This is a genomic window from Nocardia tenerifensis NBRC 101015, from assembly GCF_000308715.1.
In the GTDB taxonomy this organism is placed as follows: Bacteria; Actinomycetota; Actinomycetes; order Mycobacteriales; family Mycobacteriaceae; genus Nocardia; species Nocardia tenerifensis.
The window spans coordinates 1-20158 of sequence record NZ_BAGH01000377.1 but is presented as its reverse complement, the minus strand read 5'-3'; the positions used below and the strand labels follow the sequence as shown (position 1 = coordinate 20158).

General features: G+C 68.6%; 29 protein-coding genes. 22 read left to right on the top strand and 7 right to left on the bottom strand.

Going from position 1 to position 20158, the window contains the following annotated elements:
* Nucleotides 1–2: 2 nt before the first annotated feature.
* Nucleotides 3–788, bottom strand: coding sequence for a hypothetical protein (locus tag ON39_RS30220; RefSeq protein ID WP_040739407.1), 786 nt, complete (start codon nucleotides 786–788; stop codon nucleotides 3–5).
* A gap of 234 nt (nucleotides 789–1022) precedes the next feature.
* Here ON39_RS30220 and hemB point away from each other — a divergent pair, with 234 nt between their 5' ends.
* The 6 genes from hemB to ON39_RS30190 all read left to right on the top strand — a co-directional run bounded on the left by hemB (nucleotide 1023) and on the right by ON39_RS30190 (nucleotide 4379).
* The gene (hemB, locus tag ON39_RS30215; RefSeq protein WP_040739406.1) at nucleotides 1023–2000 is read left to right on the top strand and encodes a porphobilinogen synthase; all 978 of its coding nucleotides are present in this window, start codon (nucleotides 1023–1025) and stop codon (nucleotides 1998–2000) included.
* A 220-nt stretch (nucleotides 2001–2220) separates the two neighbouring features.
* On the top strand, nucleotides 2221–2619 hold the full coding sequence (locus ON39_RS30210) for a hypothetical protein (protein ID WP_169335932.1): 399 nt from the start codon (nucleotides 2221–2223) through the stop codon (nucleotides 2617–2619).
* Between the two features lie 312 nt (nucleotides 2620–2931).
* The gene (gene mce1N, locus ON39_RS30205; RefSeq protein ID WP_051187334.1) at nucleotides 2932–3486 is read left to right on the top strand and encodes a transport-regulating membrane protein Mce1N; all 555 of its coding nucleotides are present in this window, start codon (nucleotides 2932–2934) and stop codon (nucleotides 3484–3486) included.
* Nucleotides 3483–3731, top strand: a complete 249-nt coding sequence (locus ON39_RS30200; protein ID WP_040739405.1) for a hypothetical protein — start codon at nucleotides 3483–3485, stop codon at nucleotides 3729–3731. Before mce1N ends, ON39_RS30200 begins: the two co-directional genes overlap by 4 nt.
* A gap of 61 nt (nucleotides 3732–3792) precedes the next feature.
* Nucleotides 3793–4032, top strand: a complete 240-nt coding sequence (locus ON39_RS30195; protein ID WP_040739404.1) for a hypothetical protein — start codon at nucleotides 3793–3795, stop codon at nucleotides 4030–4032.
* A gap of 104 nt (nucleotides 4033–4136) precedes the next feature.
* Nucleotides 4137–4379 (top strand): hypothetical protein, encoded by a 243-nt coding sequence (locus ON39_RS30190; protein ID WP_146251099.1) that lies wholly within the window; start codon nucleotides 4137–4139, stop codon nucleotides 4377–4379.
* Between the two features lie 7 nt (nucleotides 4380–4386).
* On the opposite strand, the gene ON39_RS30185 is transcribed toward ON39_RS30190, so the two are convergent.
* Nucleotides 4387–4770 carry a hypothetical protein gene (locus ON39_RS30185; RefSeq protein WP_040739402.1) on the bottom strand — a complete coding sequence of 128 codons (384 nt, stop codon included), beginning with the start codon at nucleotides 4768–4770 and terminating at the stop codon, nucleotides 4387–4389.
* 198 nt (nucleotides 4771–4968) lie between these two features.
* Between ON39_RS30185 and hemL the strand changes: the two genes are divergently transcribed.
* The 8 genes from hemL to ON39_RS46235 all read left to right on the top strand — a co-directional run bounded on the left by hemL (nucleotide 4969) and on the right by ON39_RS46235 (nucleotide 13534).
* Nucleotides 4969–6306, top strand: a complete 1338-nt coding sequence (hemL, locus tag ON39_RS30180; RefSeq protein ID WP_040739401.1) for a glutamate-1-semialdehyde 2,1-aminomutase — start codon at nucleotides 4969–4971, stop codon at nucleotides 6304–6306.
* A gap of 611 nt (nucleotides 6307–6917) precedes the next feature.
* The gene (locus ON39_RS30175; RefSeq protein WP_040739422.1) at nucleotides 6918–7568 is read left to right on the top strand and encodes a histidine phosphatase family protein; all 651 of its coding nucleotides are present in this window, start codon (nucleotides 6918–6920) and stop codon (nucleotides 7566–7568) included.
* On the top strand, nucleotides 7565–8206 hold the full coding sequence (locus ON39_RS30170; protein WP_083894778.1) for a TlpA disulfide reductase family protein: 642 nt from the start codon (nucleotides 7565–7567) through the stop codon (nucleotides 8204–8206). Before ON39_RS30175 ends, ON39_RS30170 begins: the two co-directional genes overlap by 4 nt.
* Nucleotides 8203–8445, top strand: coding sequence for a hypothetical protein (locus ON39_RS49105; RefSeq protein ID WP_146251098.1), 243 nt, complete (start codon nucleotides 8203–8205; stop codon nucleotides 8443–8445). Before ON39_RS30170 ends, ON39_RS49105 begins: the two co-directional genes overlap by 4 nt.
* Before the next feature lie 28 nt (nucleotides 8446–8473).
* Complete coding sequence (locus ON39_RS30165; protein ID WP_040739400.1) at nucleotides 8474–9307, top strand: cytochrome c biogenesis CcdA family protein; 834 nt, start codon at nucleotides 8474–8476, stop codon at nucleotides 9305–9307.
* Nucleotides 9308–9327: 20 nt separating this feature from the next.
* On the top strand, nucleotides 9328–11007 hold the full coding sequence (resB, locus tag ON39_RS30160) for a cytochrome c biogenesis protein ResB (protein ID WP_040739420.1): 1680 nt from the start codon (nucleotides 9328–9330) through the stop codon (nucleotides 11005–11007).
* 2 nt (nucleotides 11008–11009) lie between these two features.
* Nucleotides 11010–11978 (top strand): c-type cytochrome biogenesis protein CcsB, encoded by a 969-nt coding sequence (gene ccsB, locus ON39_RS30155; protein WP_040739399.1) that lies wholly within the window; start codon nucleotides 11010–11012, stop codon nucleotides 11976–11978.
* Between the two features lie 347 nt (nucleotides 11979–12325).
* The gene (locus ON39_RS46235) at nucleotides 12326–13534 is read left to right on the top strand and encodes a hypothetical protein (RefSeq protein WP_146251097.1); all 1209 of its coding nucleotides are present in this window, start codon (nucleotides 12326–12328) and stop codon (nucleotides 13532–13534) included.
* Nucleotides 13535–13660: 126 nt separating this feature from the next.
* On the opposite strand, the gene ON39_RS49100 is transcribed toward ON39_RS46235, so the two are convergent.
* Nucleotides 13661–13867: a hypothetical protein gene (locus ON39_RS49100; protein WP_040739398.1), complete on the bottom strand. Its 207-nt coding sequence runs from the start codon at nucleotides 13865–13867 to the stop codon at nucleotides 13661–13663.
* Nucleotides 13868–14147: 280 nt separating this feature from the next.
* Here ON39_RS49100 and ON39_RS30140 point away from each other — a divergent pair, with 280 nt between their 5' ends.
* Together ON39_RS30140 and ON39_RS30135 are read left to right on the top strand one after the other, a co-directional pair.
* Nucleotides 14148–14570, top strand: a complete 423-nt coding sequence (locus tag ON39_RS30140) for a hypothetical protein (RefSeq protein ID WP_146251096.1) — start codon at nucleotides 14148–14150, stop codon at nucleotides 14568–14570.
* 215 nt (nucleotides 14571–14785) lie between these two features.
* Nucleotides 14786–14998: a hypothetical protein gene (locus ON39_RS30135; protein ID WP_040739396.1), complete on the top strand. Its 213-nt coding sequence runs from the start codon at nucleotides 14786–14788 to the stop codon at nucleotides 14996–14998.
* 28 nt (nucleotides 14999–15026) lie between these two features.
* Here ON39_RS30135 and ON39_RS50860 read toward each other — a convergent pair whose 3' ends face one another.
* Entirely contained in the window at nucleotides 15027–15236 is a 210-nt protein-coding gene (locus ON39_RS50860) for a hypothetical protein (RefSeq protein WP_040739418.1), read from the bottom strand.
* Between the two features lie 118 nt (nucleotides 15237–15354).
* Nucleotides 15355–15564 carry a BldC family transcriptional regulator gene (locus ON39_RS30125; RefSeq protein WP_040739417.1) on the bottom strand — a complete coding sequence of 70 codons (210 nt, stop codon included), beginning with the start codon at nucleotides 15562–15564 and terminating at the stop codon, nucleotides 15355–15357.
* 183 nt (nucleotides 15565–15747) lie between these two features.
* Here ON39_RS30125 and ON39_RS30120 point away from each other — a divergent pair, with 183 nt between their 5' ends.
* From ON39_RS30120 to ON39_RS30100, 5 genes are all read left to right on the top strand, one after another.
* A complete protein-coding gene (locus ON39_RS30120; protein ID WP_040739395.1) occupies nucleotides 15748–16101 on the top strand; it encodes a DUF4229 domain-containing protein in 354 nt (117 codons plus the stop codon).
* Nucleotides 16098–17183 carry an L-cysteine desulfhydrase Cds1 gene (gene cds1 / locus ON39_RS30115; protein WP_040739394.1) on the top strand — a complete coding sequence of 362 codons (1086 nt, stop codon included), beginning with the start codon at nucleotides 16098–16100 and terminating at the stop codon, nucleotides 17181–17183. The genes ON39_RS30120 and cds1 overlap by 4 nt, the downstream gene beginning before the upstream one ends.
* 184 nt (nucleotides 17184–17367) lie before the next feature.
* Entirely contained in the window at nucleotides 17368–17589 is a 222-nt protein-coding gene (locus tag ON39_RS30110; protein ID WP_040739393.1) for a hypothetical protein, read from the top strand.
* Entirely contained in the window at nucleotides 17589–18170 is a 582-nt protein-coding gene (locus ON39_RS30105) for a Clp protease N-terminal domain-containing protein (protein ID WP_040739392.1), read from the top strand. The genes ON39_RS30110 and ON39_RS30105 overlap by 1 nt, the downstream gene beginning before the upstream one ends.
* A gap of 53 nt (nucleotides 18171–18223) precedes the next feature.
* Entirely contained in the window at nucleotides 18224–18610 is a 387-nt protein-coding gene (locus tag ON39_RS30100; protein ID WP_040739391.1) for a phage holin family protein, read from the top strand.
* 83 nt (nucleotides 18611–18693) lie between these two features.
* On the opposite strand, the gene ON39_RS30095 is transcribed toward ON39_RS30100, so the two are convergent.
* Both ON39_RS30095 and ON39_RS30090 read right to left on the bottom strand, forming a co-directional pair.
* A complete protein-coding gene (locus tag ON39_RS30095; protein ID WP_040739390.1) occupies nucleotides 18694–19563 on the bottom strand; it encodes a 1,4-dihydroxy-2-naphthoate polyprenyltransferase in 870 nt (289 codons plus the stop codon).
* 60 nt (nucleotides 19564–19623) lie between these two features.
* Nucleotides 19624–19812 (bottom strand): hypothetical protein, encoded by a 189-nt coding sequence (locus ON39_RS30090; RefSeq protein ID WP_040739389.1) that lies wholly within the window; start codon nucleotides 19810–19812, stop codon nucleotides 19624–19626.
* An 86-nt stretch (nucleotides 19813–19898) separates the two neighbouring features.
* On the opposite strand from ON39_RS30090, the gene ON39_RS30085 reads away from it, so the two are divergent.
* Nucleotides 19899–20158 (top strand): AfsR/SARP family transcriptional regulator (locus ON39_RS30085; RefSeq protein WP_157195533.1); only part of this gene is annotated, 260 nt, incomplete at its 3' end.

Sequence of the window (20158 nt, the reverse complement as noted above, 5' to 3'; positions counted from 1 at the left end):
TTTCAGGCCGGGTCTGGCGTGCCGTGCCGGTAGCCGTGCTGGTCGGCGTAGTCGGCGAGTTGGGATTCGTAGCTGCTCAGGCTGTCGAGCAACCAGGTGTCTCCAGTGTCCTTCACCACCACGATGGGACCCTTGGTGCCCGGCGCGAGCGCCGGCGAGGCGCCCTCGGCGTACCAGGACGTAGTGGACCAGGGAAAGACGAACGCCCAGCCCACATCGGAGACGTGCCCCTGCGGGCCGAGCTGGAACGGGTCGGCCGGGGTGGCGAAGCGCGCGCTGTGCTGAGCGAGCAGGTGCCTGGCGCTGTTGCGCGCCACCCGGACGTCCAGCGGGCCGGTCGTGGTGTTCGGAAACGGCAGCGTCGCGTCGGGCAGCGCGCTCAGCTGCCGCCCGGCGGCCACCGCGACGTGGCACGGCCTGCTCTGCAGCCGCAGGAAGATGGTGTGCGCGGTGTCGGAGAAGCGCAGCTGCACGGTGGCGTCCTCGGTGTGGCCGACGAGGTGGCGGCCGAGGCTCTGGGTCATCTCGCGCTCGTCCGGGACCATGCCGAGATCGTCGAAGGCGCGCCGCGCCACCGTCATCAGCTCCGGCTCGGCCAGCTGCCGCGCGATGAACTCGACGCGGAAGTTCTGCCCGCCGCGGTCGGCGGCGCGCCAGGACCGCAGCGTCGTCTCCGGTGGTGTGAGTCCACCGGTGAGCACGGGCCACCAGTCCGAAAGTAGTACCGCGACCCACGACTCGAAGTCGGCGGCTCGGGCCAGCGAGATTTCGGTGTGCGGTTCGGTCATGCTGTCCCCCAGGGGGTCTCGCCCTCTGTCGGAGTATGCGCCATCGGGCTGGGCGACAGGTGTGATTTCCCACACCGTTACCGTCGATCCACGGCCCGCCGGGGTGTTGTGTGTATGCCGGACCGTCGTCGCGCCGAGAACACCGGCTCCACTTGCTCTGGTCGGGTCGGACACTCGCCGCGCGAGCCGACGGGCGCTCGCGACAGCGCTCGACGCCGGGCGTATGGTGCGGTTATGACCGGATTGGACCGCCCGCGGCGGTTGCGCCGTACCCCCGCCCTGCGTCGTCTCGTGGCCGAAACCACGCTGGAGCCACGGCAATTGGTGTTGCCGATGTTTGTTGCCGACGGCCTGGACGAACCCAAAGAGATCAGCTCGATGCCCGGCGTCCGGCAGCACTCGATGGACTCGCTGCGCAAGGCGGCCGTCGAGGCGGTGACCGCGGGCGTCGGCGGCCTGATGCTGTTCGGCGTGCCGCGCCACGAGGACAAGGACGCGACCGGCAGCCAGGCCACCGATCCGGACGGCATCCTCAACCGCGGCCTGCGCGCGCTGGCCGACGAGGTCGGCGGGTCGACCGTGATCATGGCCGACACCTGTCTCGACGAGTTCACCGATCACGGCCACTGCGGCGTCCTGGCCGCCGACGGTTCGGTGGACAACGACGCCACCCTGCACCGCTACGTCGACATGGCGCTGGCCCAGGCCGCCTCCGGCGCCGACCTGCTCGGCACCAGCGGCATGATGGACGGCCAGGTCGGCGCGGTCCGCCGCGGCCTCGACGCGGTCGGCCGCACCGACACCGGCATCCTCGCCTACGCCGCCAAGTACGCCTCGGCGTTCTACGGTCCGTTCCGCGAGGCCGTCGCCTCGTCGCTGGAGGGCGACCGGCGCACGTACCAGCAGGATCCGGCGAACCGCCGCGAGGCGATCCGCGAACTCCAGCTGGACCTGGCCGAGGGCGCCGACATCGTCATGGTGAAGCCGGCCATGTCCTACCTGGACATCCTGCGCGACGTCGCCGACCAGGCGACGGTCCCGGTCGCGGCGTACCAGATCTCCGGCGAGTACGCGATGATCACCGCCGCCGCCGAGCGCGGCTGGATCGACCGACGCGGCGCCATCCTCGAGTCGCTCATGGGCATCCGCCGGGCGGGCGCGGACATCGTGCTCACCTACTGGGCGACCGAGGCCGCGCACTGGCTGTCGTGACGAAGCCGCCGGGGCCGCCCGGCGCCGTGCCCCCGCATGGCGCCGTGCCGCCGCACGGTGGAGTACCGCCCCACGGAGCCATGCCACCGCACAGCGCCATGCCGCCCCACAGCGCGATGCCTCCGCCCGTGCCGCCGCCGCCGATGCCCGTGACGTCGGCACCGCTCGGCAATTGTGGTGGGGCGTAATTGGATTCGGCGTCGTCCAGTTGATCGCGTCGATGGTCGCCGCGCTACCGCAGCGACACACCTTCGCCAAGGAGGTCTTCGATCAGGCCAGGGCGAAGGATCCACAGGTCACGCTGGCCAGTGCCGAACTGATGGTCGCGCTGGTCTATGTCGTCGTGGTGTTCATCGGCCTGGGCGTGGCCGCGCTGGCGCTGCTGATCGTGCACCAGTTCGCGCGCGGAAAGCTCTGGGCGCGCACCATGCTCACCATTGTGGGTGCGTGGCTGGTGGTGATCGGCGTCGGCGCGCTGTTCGCGTTCGGCGCGGTGAACGGGGCCGCCTCGCTGGTGGCCGGCGGCGCCGCGATCGTGCAGGCGGTGCTCGCGGGCGGGGCGATCTACCTGTCGCATCGGCCCGAGGCCGCCGCTTATTTCCAGGTGAGCCGCCGGTGAACGGCGGGCAGGCGAATTTGTCCGGGCAACGGTGGCATGTATGGTGAGGGTTGTCACAGTGGACATGGGAACCGGTAGTTGTTTGTCAGACGTTGTTCTAACCCGCTCGCGGGGATCCGTCAGATGGCTCCGGGGAATCGGAGGCAGCAGTGCGAGTGGTGATCCAACAGCCGCAGAGCATTCGGCGGGAATTGGCCGTGCTGAGCCTGCTCATCCTGTTCGGTGTGCTCACCGTCGCCGTGCTGCTGTTGCCCGGTCTCACTCGCTGATCACCCGCTCCGCCTTGTCGTTTCGCGTCGCCGCGAGCCGCGCGTGAGCGAGGGGCGCGAGGACGCCGGCGTGCTGTTCGCCGAGCCCGGTGCGCGCTGGCGCACCGTGACCTACGGGCCCATTCTGTGCCTGATCATTCTCGTCGTGGAACTCCTCACCGGTAGCTCCGTGCACTGGTTCGCCCTCGTCTTCTGCGGCTCGCTCATCGCCCTCTTCGTTGTGCTGCAGGTGATCGCCGGCCAACGCCACGTCAGCGTCGAACTCACCGAGACCGCGCTGCGCGAGGGCACGGAGACCCTGCCGCTCACCTCCATCGACGCCGTGCTGCCCGAACGGGACGAGGACGCCTGGGACGACGAGGACTGGGAGTCCGCGCGGGCGCTCGGCGAATTGAGCGGCGTGCCGCGCCGGCGCACCGGCATCGGGCTGCGCCTGCGCGACGGCGGCCAGGTGCAGGCCTGGGCCAAGGACCATCGCGCGCTGCGTTCGGCGTTGACCGCGGCGATCGACGGGCGACCCGAACCCGCTCGGCCGCTCGACGATTCGGCGCCCGAATCCGGGAAAGACGGACACAGCGAGAACGGAGTGGACCTGTGACCCGAGCCAGCACGGTGGTCGCCACCGAACTGGGCCTTGCCGTACTGGCTTTCGTCGCCGCCGTGCTGAGCTGGCGCCAGAGCATCCAGACCACCACCTTCGCGGCCGTCGGCCAGGCGCCGGAGTTCGTCGCGACCCGCTACGTCACGCCGTGGATCCTGCTGGCCGCGGTCCTGGTCGGCGCCGCGGGCCTGGTGGCCATCGACGCGGCCGGCCGCCTCCTGCGCGCTCGCCGGCCGCGCTGATTCCCCGCGATCGCCGCCGCCGCAACCGTTTCGGCCCGCCGATCGCGGGAACATCGAACCCATGGAACCCACAGTCACTGTCAAGCGAACGCTGCTCGGCGCCGCGGCCGTCGGCATGATCGGCGCGGCAACGGTGGCCCCGGCGGTCGCCGCGCCCGCCGAGGTTTCCCCCGCCCCGCCCGCGGCGGTGGTGCCCGTACTCGTCCAGACCCCGCCGCCGCCGTTGCTGCACGTACTGCCCGCACCGCTGGCCTGTTTGGTGACAACCGGTTTCGCCCTGTGGTGCGTCGGCATCACCTAGAGTCGCGGTAGCCGGGCGCGGTCTGGACATCACCCGAGTAAGCGGGAATACTGTTGCGGCCGTTAGTATTTCGGCGTACCAGTAGCTACCGAGGATAGGGATCGATGAACCGGCTTGCTGTGAAAGTCTGTGCCGCACTGGCGATAACCGCCGCGATCGGGATCGGCGCCGCGCCCGCGGGCGCGCGTGCGGGACTCCCGCTCGAGCCCGCGGGCGCGGCCGACACCTCGGCGGGCCAGGTAGACGCACCGGTCCTGGTGCCGGACTCCGGTTCCGCGGGCGCGTACAACCACTTCATGTGCTACCTGCACACCATCTCGGCGCAGGCGCCGTGCATGTACAGCTGAGCCTCGCTCAGCTCCAGTTCTGATAGACGTCGAGCACGCGGCCGTTGCGGGTGCCAGGGGCATTGACGAAGAGGGTGATCGTCCCGTCGGGATGATTGGCCGCCTCGCCGATCGCCTGCCGCAACGACGCGTGCACGCCGCCGTTCTCGTCCTTGTAGATCCCGGTGTCCGCCTTCAGGCCGACGCCGATCCGGTTGAGCGGCACGAACATGGTGACCACCGCCGGAAGGGGCCCGCCGGCGACCGCCTGGGTTTCCGCATGACTCAGCTGCACGCCGATCCGATCGGGCTGCGCGATCGGTTCCACCGCTGCGGCGGCGCCCGCGCCGAAGGCGACGGCCGCACCGACGAGCGCGGTGGATACAGCAGCACTGAACAGGGCAAACCGCATAGAAGTCCTCCGGGGCAGATGAATGATGACGCCCGAGGTTACGCACCGGCGATCTCGTGGCGACCGATTACGGCGTAAACAGTCCTCGGCGTGTTGCGGTTTGGATCACGCCCACTAGGGAGCGCTTGCGAGCGCGGATGCGCGAGGCCGCACACCCTGTCGTCGACCAGTTTGGAACGGGCTGCGACACTGGAGGTCGTGAGTTCTTCTCCGCGCGTGACCAGCGCATCGGTGCAGGTTTCCGCTCAACTCTTCGACCGGGCTTGTTCGGCGATCCCGGGGGGCGTCAACTCCCCGGTGCGCGCCTTCAACTCCGTTGGCGGCACACCGCGATTCATCGCGTCCGCGAACGGCTACACCCTCGTCGACGCCGACGGCAACACCTACGTCGACCTGGTGTGCTCGTGGGGTCCGATGATTCTCGGGCACGCGCACCCCGCCGTGGTCGAGGCCGTGCGGTCGGCGGCGGTCGGCGGACTGTCCTTCGGGGCGCCCACCGAGGCCGAGATCGAACTGGCCGAGGCGATCATCGAACGCGTCGACCCGGTCGAGCGGGTGCGCCTGGTGAACTCGGGCACCGAGGCGACCATGAGCGCGGTGCGGCTGGCCCGCGGCTACACCGGCCGCGCCAAGATCATCAAGTTCGCCGGCTGCTACCACGGCCACGTCGACGCGCTGCTCGCCGACGCCGGCTCCGGAGTGGCGACCCTGGGCCTACCCACCTCGCCGGGCGTCACCGGCGCGCAGGCGGCCGACACGCTCGTGCTGCCCTACAACGACCTCGACGCCGTCGCCGCCGCGTTCGCCGCGCACCCCGGCGCGATCGCCTGCGTGATCACCGAGGCCGCTGCGGGCAACATGGGCACGGTCGCGCCGCTGCCCGGCTTCAACGAGGGCCTGCGCAAGCTGACCGCCGACAACGGCGCGCTGCTCATCATGGACGAGGTGATGACCGGGTTCCGGGTCAGCCGGGCCGGCTGGTTCGGCCACGCGGGCGTCGCCGCCGACCTCTACACCTTCGGCAAGGTGATGAGCGGTGGCCTGCCCGCGGCCGCGTTCGGCGGCCGCGCCGAGATCATGAACCACCTCGCCCCGCTCGGCCCGGTCTACCAGGCAGGCACGCTCTCCGGTAACCCCGTCGCCGTCGCCGCGGGCCTGGCCACGCTGCGCGCCGCCGACGACGCGGTGTACGCCGCGCTCGATCGCAACGCGCAACGGCTGGGCGCGCTGTTCGGCGAATCGCTCAGTGCCGCAGGCGTCGAGCATCAGGTGCAGTTCGCGGGCAATATGGTGAGCGTGTTCTTCGCCGAACGCCCGGTCACCGACTACGCCGCCGCCAAGGCGACGCAGACCTGGCGCTACCCCGCCTTCTTCCACGCACTGCTCGACGGTGGTGTCTACGCGCCGCCGAGCGCGTTCGAGACCTGGTTCGTCTCCGCGGCGCTCGACGAGGACGCGTTCGACCGAATCGCCGCCGCCCTGCCCGCCGCCGCACACGCGGCCGCGGCCGCCACTCCCGAAGGAACCCGCGCGTGAGCTCCGATCACGATCAGCCCGCCGCCGACGAGCGCGAGCTAGAGAAGTCCGCCACCGACTCCGCCGCCGCGGCGGGAGCCGCCACCGAGTCGAGCACCGATTCGACGGACGCCGGGTCGGTCGCCGGGCTCGGCGCCGCGCCGGTCGCCGACTCCGAGCTCGTGGAGGCGAGCGCCGCGTCCCTGGCGGATTCGGACACGGCAGCAGAGTCGGGCTCGGGCACGGCGGCAGAGTCGGGTTCGGGCACGGCGGCTCAGTCGGGTTCGGGCACGGCGGCTCAGTCGGATTCGGGCACGGTGGCAGAGTCGGGTTCGGGCACGGCGGCTCAGTCGGATTCGGACACGGCGGCAGAGTCGGATTCGGGCACGGCGGCCCAGGCGGGTTCTAGCGCGGCGGCCCAAGCCGATTCGGCCACGGAGACGGTCGCCGGTGCGATCGCCGGGCTCGCCACCGGACCCGTGGCCGACACCGCCGCCGACTCGACCGTCATCGACGCGGGCGCGCAGTTCGCCGCCGCCGCGTCCGGCCCGGCCGATCCGATCGCACCGGTCGAGGAAACCTCCACCGCCGCAACGGTTTCCGAGGCTGTCACCGTCACCGAACGGCAGCCCGTGCACGACGGCGGCACCGCGCCGGTGGAGACGATCGTGCACGTCCTGCGCCACGGCGAGGTGCACAACCCCAATGGAATCCTCTACGGCAGGCTGCCCGGGTTCAGCCTGTCGGTCGCCGGTCGCTCGCAGGCCGGGGCCGTCGCGCGGGCGCTGGCCGACCACGACATCGCCGTCGTCATCGCCTCGCCGCTGCAGCGAGCCCAGGAGACCGCGGAACCCATTGCGGCGCAACATCATCTGCTCGTGCGGACCGACGAGAACCTGATCGAGGCGGGCAATACGTTCGAGGGCCTGCGGGTCTCCGTGGGCGACGGCGCGCTGCGCAAGCCGAGGCACTGGTGGAAACTGCGCGATCCGTTCACCCCGTCCTGGGGCGAGCCGTACCTGCAGATCGCGCACCGCATGCTGGCCGCGGTGAACAAGGCGCGGGTCGAGGCGGCCGGGCGCGAGGCGGTGCTGGTCTCGCATCAGCTGCCGGTGTGGACGCTGCGCCGGTTCCTGCAGGGACAGCGGCTCTGGCACGACCCGCGCCAGCGGCAGTGCTCGCTCGCCTCGTTGACCTCGCTGGTCTACCAGGGCGACACGCTCGTCGACATCGTGTACTCCGAGCCCGCGGGTGGTTCGGATCCCTCGGTACACGGCGCATGAGCCGTCGCGCCGCGTCCGGGAAACCGCCTGCCGTATCGGCGAGGCGGACCGTGTCGGCCCTGCTCACGTGCCTCGGCCTGGTCGCGGCGCTCGCGGGCTGTTCCGGCGGCAGTGACGCGGTGGCCACCGGCGGCACCTTCGAATTCGTCTCGCCGGGCGGGAAAACCGACATCTACTACGACCCGCCGAGTTCGCGCGGCACCATCGGCAAGCTCGCCGGGCCCGATCTCATGACGGCGGGGAAAACCGCGTCCGTGCAGGATTACCTCGGCAAGGTCGTGGTACTCAATCTGTGGGGCCAGTGGTGCGGACCCTGCCGCGCGGAGTCGCCCGCGCTCGAAAAGGTATATGCGGCAACAAAAGACAGCGGAGTCGCCTTTCTCGGCATCAACGTCCGTGACCCGCAGCAGGACAAGGCGCAGGACTTCGTCGTAGACAACAAGGTCGAGTACCCGTCCATCTACGACCCCTCCATGCGCACCCTGCTCGCCCTCGGTGGGAACTTCCCGACCAGTGTCATTCCCACCACCCTGATCCTGGATCGTCAGCACCGCGTCGCGGCGGTGTTCCTGCGCCCCCTGCTGGCCGACGATCTGCAACCGATTGTTCACAAAATCGCCTCGGAGGAAGCACAGTGAATCGCGATCGTCGTACCCGTACCCTGCGTGCCTGTCGCCCCCGGCAGGGCGCCCGCCGCATCGGCGGTGCCTGGGCCGTTGACGACCGATGGAAGGGGATAGCCACCGTGCCGCGCAGCGTCGCGGCCGACTCGCTACTCGACTTCGGCGTGCTGTTCGAGGAGACCAGCAAGCAGCGCGTCGTACTGCGCGGCGACACCGAACCGGCCGAGGAGACGCCGGAGGGGGAGGGCGTGTGACTCCCCTAGGCACAACGGTGGCCGAGTGATGGTGCTGGCCGCCGTAGGGGATTCGTTTCAGCAGACCGCCGCGACCGGGCCGTTGCTGCTCGCCCTGGGGGCTTGCCTGCTCGCCGGGCTCGTCTCCTTCGCCTCGCCGTGCGTCGTGCCGCTGGTGCCGGGCTACCTGTCCTACCTCGCGGGGTTGGTCGGGGCCGAGGCGCCGCCGGCCACCGTCGCGCAGGCCGCTGGGCCGCAGTCGAGTTCGGCCGCGTCCGATTCGGCCGTGCGCGGCGGCCGGATGCGGGTCGCCGGCGCGGCGGGGTTGTTCGTCGCCGGGTTCACCGTCGTGTTCGTGCTCGCCACCGCGACGGTCTTCGGCGTCATCCAGACCATGAACGTGAATCGCGAACTGCTGCAACGCATCGGCGGTGTGGTCACCATTCTGATGGGGCTCGTCTTCATCGGGCTGATCCCGGCGCTGCAGCGCGACACCAGGATGGAGCCGCGCAGGCTGACCAGCATCGCGGGTGCGCCGCTGCTCGGCGGCGTCTTCGCGCTGGGCTGGACGCCGTGCCTCGGGCCGACGCTGTCCGGGGTGATGGCGGTGGCCGCGGGCACCGACGGCACCACCGCGGCGCGCGGGGTCGCGCTCATCGTCGCCTACTGCCTCGGCCTCGGCCTGCCGTTCGTGATCCTCGCCTTCGGCTCGGCCAGCGCGCTGCGCGGCGTCGGATGGCTGCGCCGCAACTCGCGGACCATTCAGATCATCGGCGGCCTGCTGCTCGTCGCGGTCGGCGTCGCGCTGGTCACCGGGGTGTGGGACCAGTTCGTCGCCTGGGTGCGCGACGCGTTCGTCTCCGAGGTGACGCTGCCGATATGAGTATGAACAGCATTGATTCGATGAAGGATGGCGATCGGGCGACGGGTGGGCCCGAACAACCGCGGACCGAACCGGCGCGGCTGCCTCGGCAGTCCCTGCCCGGCCGGGCCTTCGCCTTCGTTCGCAACACCTGGCGCGGGCTGACCAGCATGCGGACCGCCCTGGTCCTGCTGTTCCTGCTCGCGCTGGCCGCGATACCCGGCGCGCTGCTGCCGCAGCGCAATCTCAACGAGCAGAAGGTCGAGCAGTACATCGCGAACCGGCCGACCCTCGGCCCGTGGATGGACCGGTTCGAGCTGTTCGACGTGTTCGGCAGCTTCTGGTTCACCGCCGTCTATGTGCTGCTGTTCATCTCGCTCGTCGGCTGCATCCTGCCGCGCTGCCTCGACCACTACCGCGCGCTGCGCACCCCGCCGGTGCGCGCGCCGCGCAACCTCACCCGGCTGCCGCACCACCACTCCGGCACCGCGGCGCAGGCCCCCGACGAGGTGGTCGCGCGGGTGCGAAAAGAGCTGCGCGGCTGGCGAACCGAGGTCAGGCCGGGCGGCCGGGACGGTGAGCTCACGCTGTCCGCGGAGAAGGGCTACACCCGCGAACTCGGCAACCTCGTCTTCCACCTGGCCCTGGTCGGCCTGCTGGTCGCCATCGCGGTCGGCAAGCTGTTCGGTTACGAGGGCAACGTCATCGTCATCGCTAACAACGGCCCCGGCTTCTGCACCACCTCGCCCGCCGTCTTCGACTCGTTCAAGGCGGGCAACGTCAACGACGGCACCGGCATGACGCCGATCTGCGTGCGAGTCAAGGACTTCAAGGCCGACTACCTGGACAACGGCCAGGCCGAGATGTTCACCTCGAACATCGAGTACCAGTCCGGCGCCGATCTGCAGAGCGATACCTGGCGCTCGACCCGGATCCAGGTGAACCATCCGCTCCGTGTCGCAGGCGACCGGATCTACCTGCAGGGCCACGGTTTCGCGCCGACCTTCACCGTCACCTTCCCGAACGGGCAGACGCGCACCGAGACGCTGCAGTGGCGCCCCGACGACGCCAGGACCTTCCTGTCCAGCGGCGTGCTCCGCATCGACCCGCCCGGCGGCATGTACGCCACCGACGAGGAGCGGCGCAAGAACCAGATCGCCATCGAGGGGCTGTTCGCGCCCACCGCGCTCTTCCACGGCAGCCTGATGACCTCGTCGTATCCCACGATGAACGATCCGGCCGTCGCGGTCGACATCTACCGCGGCGACACCGGGCTCGACACCGGGAAGCCGCAGTCGCTGTTCGCGCTGGACCCCGAGCAGGTCAAGCAGGGTCGACTGACCAAGGAGACCCGGGTGAACCTGCGCCCCGGCGAGTCGGCCAGTCTGGCCAACGGCACCAAGGTGACATTCGACGGCGCGCAGGAGTTCGTGAACCTCCAGGTCTCCCACGATCCCGCGCAGCAGTGGGTGCTGGTGAGCGCGGTGACCATGATGCTCGGCCTGCTGGTCTCGCTGCTGGTGAAGCGCCGCCGGATCTGGATCCGGGTCTACCCCGACGAGACCGAAGCCGGTACCTTAGGCGTACGACGCAGCGTAGTAGAGATGGGCGGGCTGGCCAGGACCGATCAGGCGGGTTGGGGCGGCGAGTTCGACCGGCTCCGCGCGCGCCTGCTGGACAGCCGGCCCGACTCGGCCGACGCGAAGACCACGGGAGAGTAGAGATGCCGATCAACGAGACCATCGCGCGCTACAGCGATTTCTCGTTCAAGACCGCGATCGTGGTCTACGCGCTGGTGCTCATGCTGCTGATCTGGCAGTACGCCACCGCGCGCAGCCAGCGGGTCGCCGAGCGCGAACTCGTGACCGTCGGCGGGCCCGCGGGCGATCCCGCGGTGCCCGGCCGGGTCGTCGGGCCGCCGGAGAAGCCGCTGTCCGAGCGTCTCGGCAATATGGCGTTCTCGGTGCTGGTCGTCGCCATCGTGCTGCACATCGCCTCGATCGTGTTGCGCGGCTTCGCGACCCACCGCTTCCCGCTCGGCAACATGTACGAGTTCGTCACCATGGCCACCGCCGCCGCGGTCGCCATGGGCCTGCTGTTCCTGCGCGACCAGCGCTACCGCGCCATGTGGGCCTTCCTGCTCGTGCCCGTGCTCATCCTGCTGTTCCTGGCAGGCACCGTTCTCTACGCCGATGCCGCGCCCGTAGTGCCCGCGCTGCGGTCCTTCTGGCTGCCCTTCCACGTCACCATCGTCAGCATCGGCAGCGGCATCTTCCTCTTCTCCGGCGTGGCCAGCCTGCTGTTCCTCTACCGCCTGCGCCAGCCGGAGGGCCAGGAGTCGAACAACATCCTCGGCACCGTCGCCCGCCGCCTGCCCGACGCCCGCACCCTCGACCGCCTCGCCTACAAAGCCACCATCATCGGCTTCCCCCTCTTCGGCGCCGGCGTCATCCTAGGCGCCATCTGGGCCGAGGCCGCCTGGGGCCGCTTCTGGGGCTGGGACCCCAAAGAAACCTGCTCCTTCATCGCCTGGGTCCTCTACGCCGCCTACCTCCACGCCCGCGCCACCTCCGGCTGGCGCGACACCAAGGCAGCCTGGATCAACATAGCCGCCTTCATAGCCATGCTCTTCAACCTCTTCATCATCAACATGGTCATCAGCGGCCTCCACTCCTACGCCGGCCTGAACTAGTCCGCACCGCCTGCGGTTTCTTGCGACCCGTTCAGGTGTACGCATGGCCGTCCTCGGTGGTACGCGGCTTGCACCAGGCAAGCCCGGTTGACCTCTGCTCAATATCTGAGGCCGCCTCACCGCTGGCGCTCGGCGCAAGCTCGACCGTGCCGGCCTAGTGGTGGTATGTGAGGATAGGTAAGCCAATTCGATCTCACCTACGCAACGGTGTTCCGAATGTGTGCCGTATATCCGTAATTCGAGGAGTATGGTTACGCGAGTTCAATATGCTGACCGTCGTGTTGACCTTCAGTTGATGGGCGAAGCGTACTTACTGCTGAGTTTAAGGCACGGATTCGGATTCGGTTATGAGGCATCTCTTGGCGATCAAGAATTTTGTCAATCCATACATTCGATCATTCATCGACAAACGTCGTGTATTCGTGCGGTATGAATGGCCGAGCGTCGTGGGCATTCTTTCGCTCGGGGCGAATATCGTCATCTCTGCGTTGCTGCACAAGCTGAGTCCGTTGTCGATCACTTTTGCTGTATCCAGCGTAGGTGTCTGGGCTTACGGATACTCGAAGATTCGAAAGGCTCGCGAGTCCTACCATCGGCCAGACAGGCTGGAGAGCGGGATACTAAGGAGCATGTCGGACGATCTGGCGTCGAGAATTTTGATAGTGGAAGGAGAGGTATTTCTTCCGCTCTCTCTCCCGAAATCGATTGCCGCCGGTTCGAACGTGGTCGCGGGCACTGCTGTCGATTACGACCTCCCGCAGCCCCTCCGCGCATTGCTGCCCGTGGTGATTCTGACCAAGCGAGATCGTGCTCTCATAATGGACCGCCCCGGCCTCGGCTTGGCCGACATCGGCGACAGTAGAATGGACGTGCGTAAGCTCACCTATTTTCAGCACTTGGCCTCGAATAATGCATTTCGCTGTTATGCCCGTCCGTACGGACAGGCTGCTCTCGATGTACTGAACAGCTATGTATTTCGTGACAACGGCGGTCTCGTCGACTTTTCCGAGTCGGAGTTCCCTAATCTCATCGGAATTTCAACGTTGGCGACCGTGGAAGACGGACGTATATTCATCGTGGAATCGGATGGTCGAAACTCCGGCTCTCCACGGTTGATCCACCCTTCCGGTTCGGGTTCGATGGAGCCGAAGGATCTCTCGGAGAAGCTCAGTCCGCATGACCTTATCGTCCGGGCGATGGAGCGTGAGTTGTGCGAGGAGTCCTCGGTGCGGCACGACGAGATCGACTCGACGGAGATAATCGGTTTCGCCCGTTGGATCAACAAGGGGGCGATGCCGGAGTTCTTCGGACTCACCCGGACGCGCGTGCGAGCGGATGTGCTCGAACGAAGGAGGCCGGAAGGCGAGGATCCGCTCTTCGTGAGAAAGGTGGTCGTCACGAACCTCAGGGTTCGCGACATATCGGTTCCGGTGGTCGGCCGAAGGGCGGATCTTCGTGGGTTCGATGCGATTGTCGCCGGTAGTTGTTCGGGTCCGCTCGGAGTCTTGCTTTGGCTGGTATCAGAACGCGAACGTGCCAAGCGTGGGGGAATATGACGGCGGTGCTCGTCCGGCCGGACCTCGGCCTCCGGCCCCGGGGAACGGCGGCCGAGATCGTCCCATGGCCCCCAAGCGGCTCGAGGCGAGCGATTGAGGGTTGCTCGTTGACGATGCGCGTCTCGATCAGAGGCAGTGGCGGGGTTGGGTGCCGAAGAGGGATTGGATGTAGAACTGGATGGGGTCGATTTTGCCGACGCAGGAGGGTGGGATCTCGGCGGAGCCGGTGGCGGTGGCGGCGGGTGGGGCCGCGGTGGCGGTGGCGGCGGAGGTGAGTTGGAGGGGGATGAGCAGCGTGGGGGCTAGGGCGGCTGCTGCGAGAATTTTGCGCATGGAAACTCCTGGCCTCGTAACGGTTCCGGCGATGCCTCCTCCCGTGGAGAACGGTAGCTACCGGGGTCGGTGATGCGAAGCCGCTATTTTCCGGGGCCGATCGGAGCTTGGCGCGGGGGTCGCGGGGAATCGTGGGATGAGTTCTGGTGCTGCGGATTACACTCGGGGCATGAGCCAAGGTCCGTCGGCGACCGGTGGCCTAGCGTCATCGAAGCGGTGGCCTCCGGGGTGGTGGCCTGCGGCCGCCGCTCTCGTCGCGGTGCTGATCATTGTCGCGATTGTGGTTGTGGCGCAAACGAACAGCGACACCGCGGGCGCGGGCGCGAAGAGTTCGACGGTCGATCGGCCTGCGGATACGACACCGGTCTCCGCCGTCTGGAGTATCCCGAAATCCTTTCTGGGCCAATGGCGCGGCGGCGCGAACGACGGATCGCGCGGGTTCGAGGTCGAGTTGACCGTCAAGCCGGGTAAGAACTCCGAAGAGCTCGTGGCATGGTCGCAGACCGAGAAGACTTCTGGGAACCGTTGTGAGCGCGTCGGACGCGTGGTCACCGTCGACGAGACCGAACTGACTTTGGCCGTCCGTCCGATCGGCGGCGCCGACTGCGGCGACGACGGCAAACCATCGGCGATCCAGCTCCAGCCGGACGGCTCGATGCTGTACCGCGCGGGCGCCAGCACGGGCACTCTGCACCGACCCTAGCCGCGCTCACCGACGCAGCCGCGCCGGAATTTGTCCGGTGCCGAGCGCGGGAAGCAGAAAAGTGGCCGGGGTCACCCGAGGCTGGGATTGATAGCGGAAGCGCGAAAAGTGGTGCAGATCACGGCAACCCCGGCGTGCCGTTCCGCGAAACGCCGTGTCCTGTCTACATGCGATGCGCTGATCGAGCGCGCACAGACGGTTGAGGAGGCGGGCCCTTGGATTCCGATTACTTCACCTATCTCCCGGCGGCGGTGGTCGACGCGGACGGAAGCTTGGTCGAGCAGTTGAACAACACCGCGCTGCGCAAGCTGGCGCGGACGGCGGCGGGGCTCTCGATGGAGGCGCAGCATTACCTGGCGATGCTCGCGAACCGACTACGCGCGAGCGAGGGACTGCACGCGCGCAACTACGCCGATGGCGAGATGTGATGCGGGGGAGAGGTTCCGGGCCGGGCGCTCAGCGCTCGGGGGAGTCGGAGTCTCCGTTGCGGTGCTGGCGGGATAGCCGCCAGAGAAACTCTGGGTCGTCGTCGGGTCCGACGACGCGCTTGCGTTGCGGCGAGCGCGAGGGGGTAGCGCTCGGTCCGGCACCCCTCTCGGGTCCGAACGCTTTCCAGCACAGCACCGCGACTGCCACGACCGCGATGAGTGCCAACAGGTACGTCACGTCGCTCACCTCCTGGTTACGAGGGTAGACCCGTGCGTAGCCCCGGCACACCGCGGACGTGAAATCGATCCGACGGGCGGGCGCGGGCCCCGGCACGATGGGCCCGCGCGTCCCGCGATCAGCGCGCGGTCGCCTCGGTGGTGAGCGACTTGAGCAGCTGCATTACTTCTGATTCACGGAACCGGCGATGTCCGCCGGGTGTGCGCAACGACCCGAGACGCCCGGCATGGGCCCAGCGGGTGACCGTCTTGGGATCGACGTGGAACATGGCAGCAACCTGCCCTGGCGTCAGCAGGGTGTCCTGGCCGCCGACGGTGATCGCACTCATAGCAAACCTCTCCGTTCTCGACAGTTCCCTCATCAGATGGCGTCATCGTTGCACTGAAACCCCTAGGTACTCGAACCACCTAATGTTGGTAAAGGGGAAGTAATAGACAAATCGGATATGCTCCCGACCTCGGCGACGGGCGTGCGCCGCGGGCGGGCAACAGCTTCGCATAGGCTGAGCGACGTGAGTGACGCAACTCCACCAGATGGTGTTCCAGGACAGCAAACCGCTGGCGCGGGCCGTCGGCTCGCCCGCGACCTAGGGCTGTACACCGTGGCCAGGCTGGCCCTGGTCGTGGTGCTCACCGTGCTGATCGTGCTGGTGGCCCGGCTGGTGTCGGTGGACATCCCGCTGGTGGTCGCCGCCCTGTTCGCGCTCATCATCGCCATGCCGCTGTCGCTGACGCTGTTCAAACGCCTGCGCACCCGGGTGAACGAGGACATCGCGGTGGTGGACGAGCGCCGCCGCCGCGACAAGGCCCAGCTGCGGGCCAGACTGCGCGGCGAGACCGAGGACGGCAAGGGGGCTTCCTCGTGAAGTCCTGCGATCGCAGCACCCCGCGCGACTGGGTGGACAACGCGGTGCGGCTCATCGACGCCGACGCCCAGCGCAGCGCCGACACCCACCTGCTCCGCTATCCGCTGCCCGCCGCGTGGAACGTCCAGCTGTACCTGAAGGACGAGTCCACCCATATCACCGGCAGTCTCAAGCATCGGCTCGCCAGATCGCTGTTCCTGTACGCGATCTGCAACGGCTGGGTGACCGAGGGCACCACGGTGGTCGAGGCGTCGTCGGGCTCGACCGCCGTCAGCGAGGCGTATTTCGCGAAGCTGCTCGGCCTGGACTTCGTCGCGGTGATGCCGGCGAGCACCTCGCCGCAGAAGATCGCGTTGATCGAAGCACAAGGCGGCCGTTGCCATTTTGTGCGCCGCCCGCCCGACATGTACACCGAGGCGGCCCGGCTCGCCGCCGAGTGCGGCGGCCACTACATGGACCAGTTCACCCACGCCGAGCGTGCCACCGACTGGCGCGGCAACAACAACATCGCCGAATCCATCTTCCAGCAAATGGCTTTGGAGACCCACCCGGTGCCGGAGTGGGTCGTGGTAGGCGCGGGCACCGGCGGCACCAGCGCCACCATCGGCCGCTACATCCGATATCGCAGGCACGCAACGAAATTGGCGGTGGTGGATCCGGAGAACTCCGCGTTCTACGGCGGCTACGAGACCGCCGACGCCGGCTACGAGACCGGAATGTCTTCGCGCATAGAGGGAATCGGCCGCCCCAGGGTGGAGCCGTCGTTCGTCGGCGAGGTGGTCGATCGGATGATCGGCGTACCCGACGCGGGCTCCATCGCGGCGGCGCGGTACGCGAGCCGGGTGCTCGGCCGCCGCGTCGGCGGCTCCACCGGCACGAATCTGTGGGGCGTGTTCGGCATCATCGCCGAGATGCTCGCCGCCGGTCGCGGCGGCAGCGTGGTCACGCTGCTGTGTGACGGCGGAGATCGTTACGCCGGAACGTATTTCGACGACGACTGGGTCGAGTCGCAGGGCATGAACCTCGCCGAGCCGACCGCCATCCTGGACAAGTTCGCCGCCACGGGAGACTGGGCGGGCTGAGCGCGCGCCGACGCGATACGAACCGAAGGCCATCTTCACTCGGGACCGAACCCGATCGAAGGTGGCCTTCGTGCTGTGCCGGGGCGCTTCACTGAAGCGCGACCGAGATGTTTCACCGAACGCGAACAAGCATTTCGTCAATTTTTGTTGACATCCTCTGCAGGTGTCAATCAAAATTGACGACATGACTGAAGCAACCACTCTGGCGGCCGCCGCCGGCAGCCCCGACCCCAAGGTCGGGCTGCGCGCGGTGCTCGCACTGCGGCGGCTGCTCGAACGTCTGGAGGCGATCCAGGTGGCCAACGCCCGCGAGCAGGGCTGGTCCTGGCAGGCGATCGCCGACGCGCTCGAGGTCAGCAAGCAGGCGGTCCACCAGAAACACAATCGGAGAGGCAGGAACCGCTGATGTTCGAACGGTTCACCAAGACGGCGCGGATGGCGATCGTGCTGGCCCAGGAGGACGCGCGCGAACTGCGCTCGCCCAATATCGAGATCGAGCACGTGCTGCTCGGCCTGCTGTCGCAGGGTGAGGACGACCTGAAGGCGCTGCTGGCCGAGGAGGGCATCACCCACGCGGGCGTGATGCGCGCGCTGGCGGCGCAGGGCAAGGGCGAGCCGCTGGGCGAGGAGGACGCCGCGGCGCTGCGCTCGATCGGCATCGATCTAGACGCCGTGCGCGAGACGCTGGAGGCCAACTTCGGCGAGGACGTCTTCGACCGCGCGGTCCCGCAGGAGCGCCGAGGCCCGTTCGGCCGGGGTCGCGGCGGCAACTTCGGCCACATCCCGTTCACCAGGGAGGCCAAGAAGGTGCTGGAGTTGTCGCTGCGAGAGGCCTTGGCGCGCAAGGACAAGACCATCGAGGCCGGCCACGTGCTGCTGGCCATCCTTCGCGCGCCCAATCAGACGACGGTCCGCCTGCTCGGCGGTTCCGAGTCGATCGACGGCCTGCGGCCGAAGGTGCTCGCCCTGCTCGACCGTGCCGCCTGATCCGGGCCGCGTCGGGCCACGCACCGGCGCGGTCCTCGCCTTAGCATGGGCGCATGCAGCTTCTGATTCGGTTGATCATCAACGCGGTGGCCATCTGGCTGGCCGCCGCCTGGGTCGACAAGATCGACATCATCAGTCCGGCGGACAACGGCAACGGCGGGAAGATCCTCGTCCTGCTCGCCGTCGCCGCGGTGTTCACGGTGGTGAACGCGCTGGTCAAACCGGTCGTCAAGCTGCTGTCGCTGCCGCTGGTGATCGTGACCCTCGGGCTGTTCCTGCTGGTGATCAACGCGCTCATGCTGTGGCTGACCGCCAAGATCACCGAGACCACCGACTACGGCCTGCGCGTGCACGGCTTCTGGGCGGCGGTGATCGGCGGGCTGATCGTCGCGATCGTCAACTGGGTCCTCGGCGTCTTGGTCCCGGACGGCGACGACTAGCCCCGCTCAGTCACCGCGTCATACGCCGAGGCCTATGCGCCGTAGGCCAGAGTTCGCGCGTCGCGCACGAGTCCCCGCGCGCCTCACACGAAGCTGATGGCCAGCGCGGTGAGCGCCGACCAGGCGAGCATCGCGAGGCCGGAGTCGCGCAGCGCCGGAATGAGTTCCAGGCCGCCCTTGCCGGACCGCACCGGCGCGTTGGCCCGGATCGCGAGCGGGATGGCCAGCAGGCCGACAAGCGCCAGCGGCGTGCGCGCCGCCAGCAGCAGCGTGCCGACGAACGGGACGGCGAGCAGCGCGAGCTGCAACGTCCTGGTGCGCGGATCGCCGAGTTTGACCGCGAGGGTGACTTTTCCGGACTGCGAGTCGGTCGGGATGTCGCGCAGGTTGTTGGCGACGAGCACCGCGCTGGAGAACGCGCCGACCGAGACCGCGAGCACGACGCCGACCCAGTCGACCCGCTCCGCCTGCACGAACTGCGTGCCGAGCACGCCGATCAATCCGAAGAAGACGAACACCGCGATCTCGCCGAATCCGCTGTAGCCGTAGGGCTTGCTGCCGCCGGTGTAGAACCAGGCGCCGGCCAGGCAGGCCACGCCGACGAGCAGCAGCCACCACGCCGTGGTCGCGGCGAGGACGAGGCCGATCACCGCGGCGAGGCCGAGGCTCAGGATCGCGGCGGTGCGCACCGCCGAGGCCGAGGCCAGCCGCTGCCCGACCAGCCGCACCGGGCCGACCCGGACGTCGTCGGTGCCGCGAATGCCGTCGGAGTAGTCGTTGGCGAAGTTCACGCCGACGATCAGGGCCAGCGAAACCAGCAGCGCGAGAACGGCTTTCCACCAGAGGGCCCCGTCGAGGGAGGCGGCGGCACCGGTGCCTGCCAGCACCGGGGCGATCGCGTTCGGCAGGGTGCGTGGACGCGCGCCCTCGATCCATTGCGCAGCAGTAGCCATTCCCGCAGCATAGTGTCGCGGTCGGACATCGGCCGCTCAGCGTGTGCCCCCGCGGAGCGCTCAGCCTCCGGTGCCTTCGGCGACCGTTTCCGAGCGGGTCGGCCCCTTCTCGATGTCCTCGCCGACGAACCGGTCCACCGGCACCGATTTCCACCGCGCCCGCACGGGTCCGCGCTGCTCGTCGGTCATCCACCGGACCGCCTCCAGAGCGCGGGAGCCGGGTCGGCTCAGCTCCGCGAACCGAGCCATGCGCGCGGCGTGGCCGATCGACCATCGGAAACGAGGTAAAAACCATGTCGGCCGGCTCGACGCCCCTCGCATACGATTACCGCGGAATGTTGTCGGAACAGAGCGGCCCGAGCGGTCGCGGCCAAGCGGTGCGGTCGCCCGCGGGCGAACCAGTAGTGGTCGCCCTGCTGGGCGAGGTCGCGCTGCGCCGAGACGGCGTGCTCGCCGCGCTCCCCGGCGCCCGCTCGCGGCTGTTGCTCGCCGCCCTGGCGCTGCGCCCCGGCCGTAGCCGCAGCGCACAGTCCCTGATCGATGACGTGTGGGGCGAGCAGCCGCCGCGCGCGCCGATGAACGCCCTGCACACTCA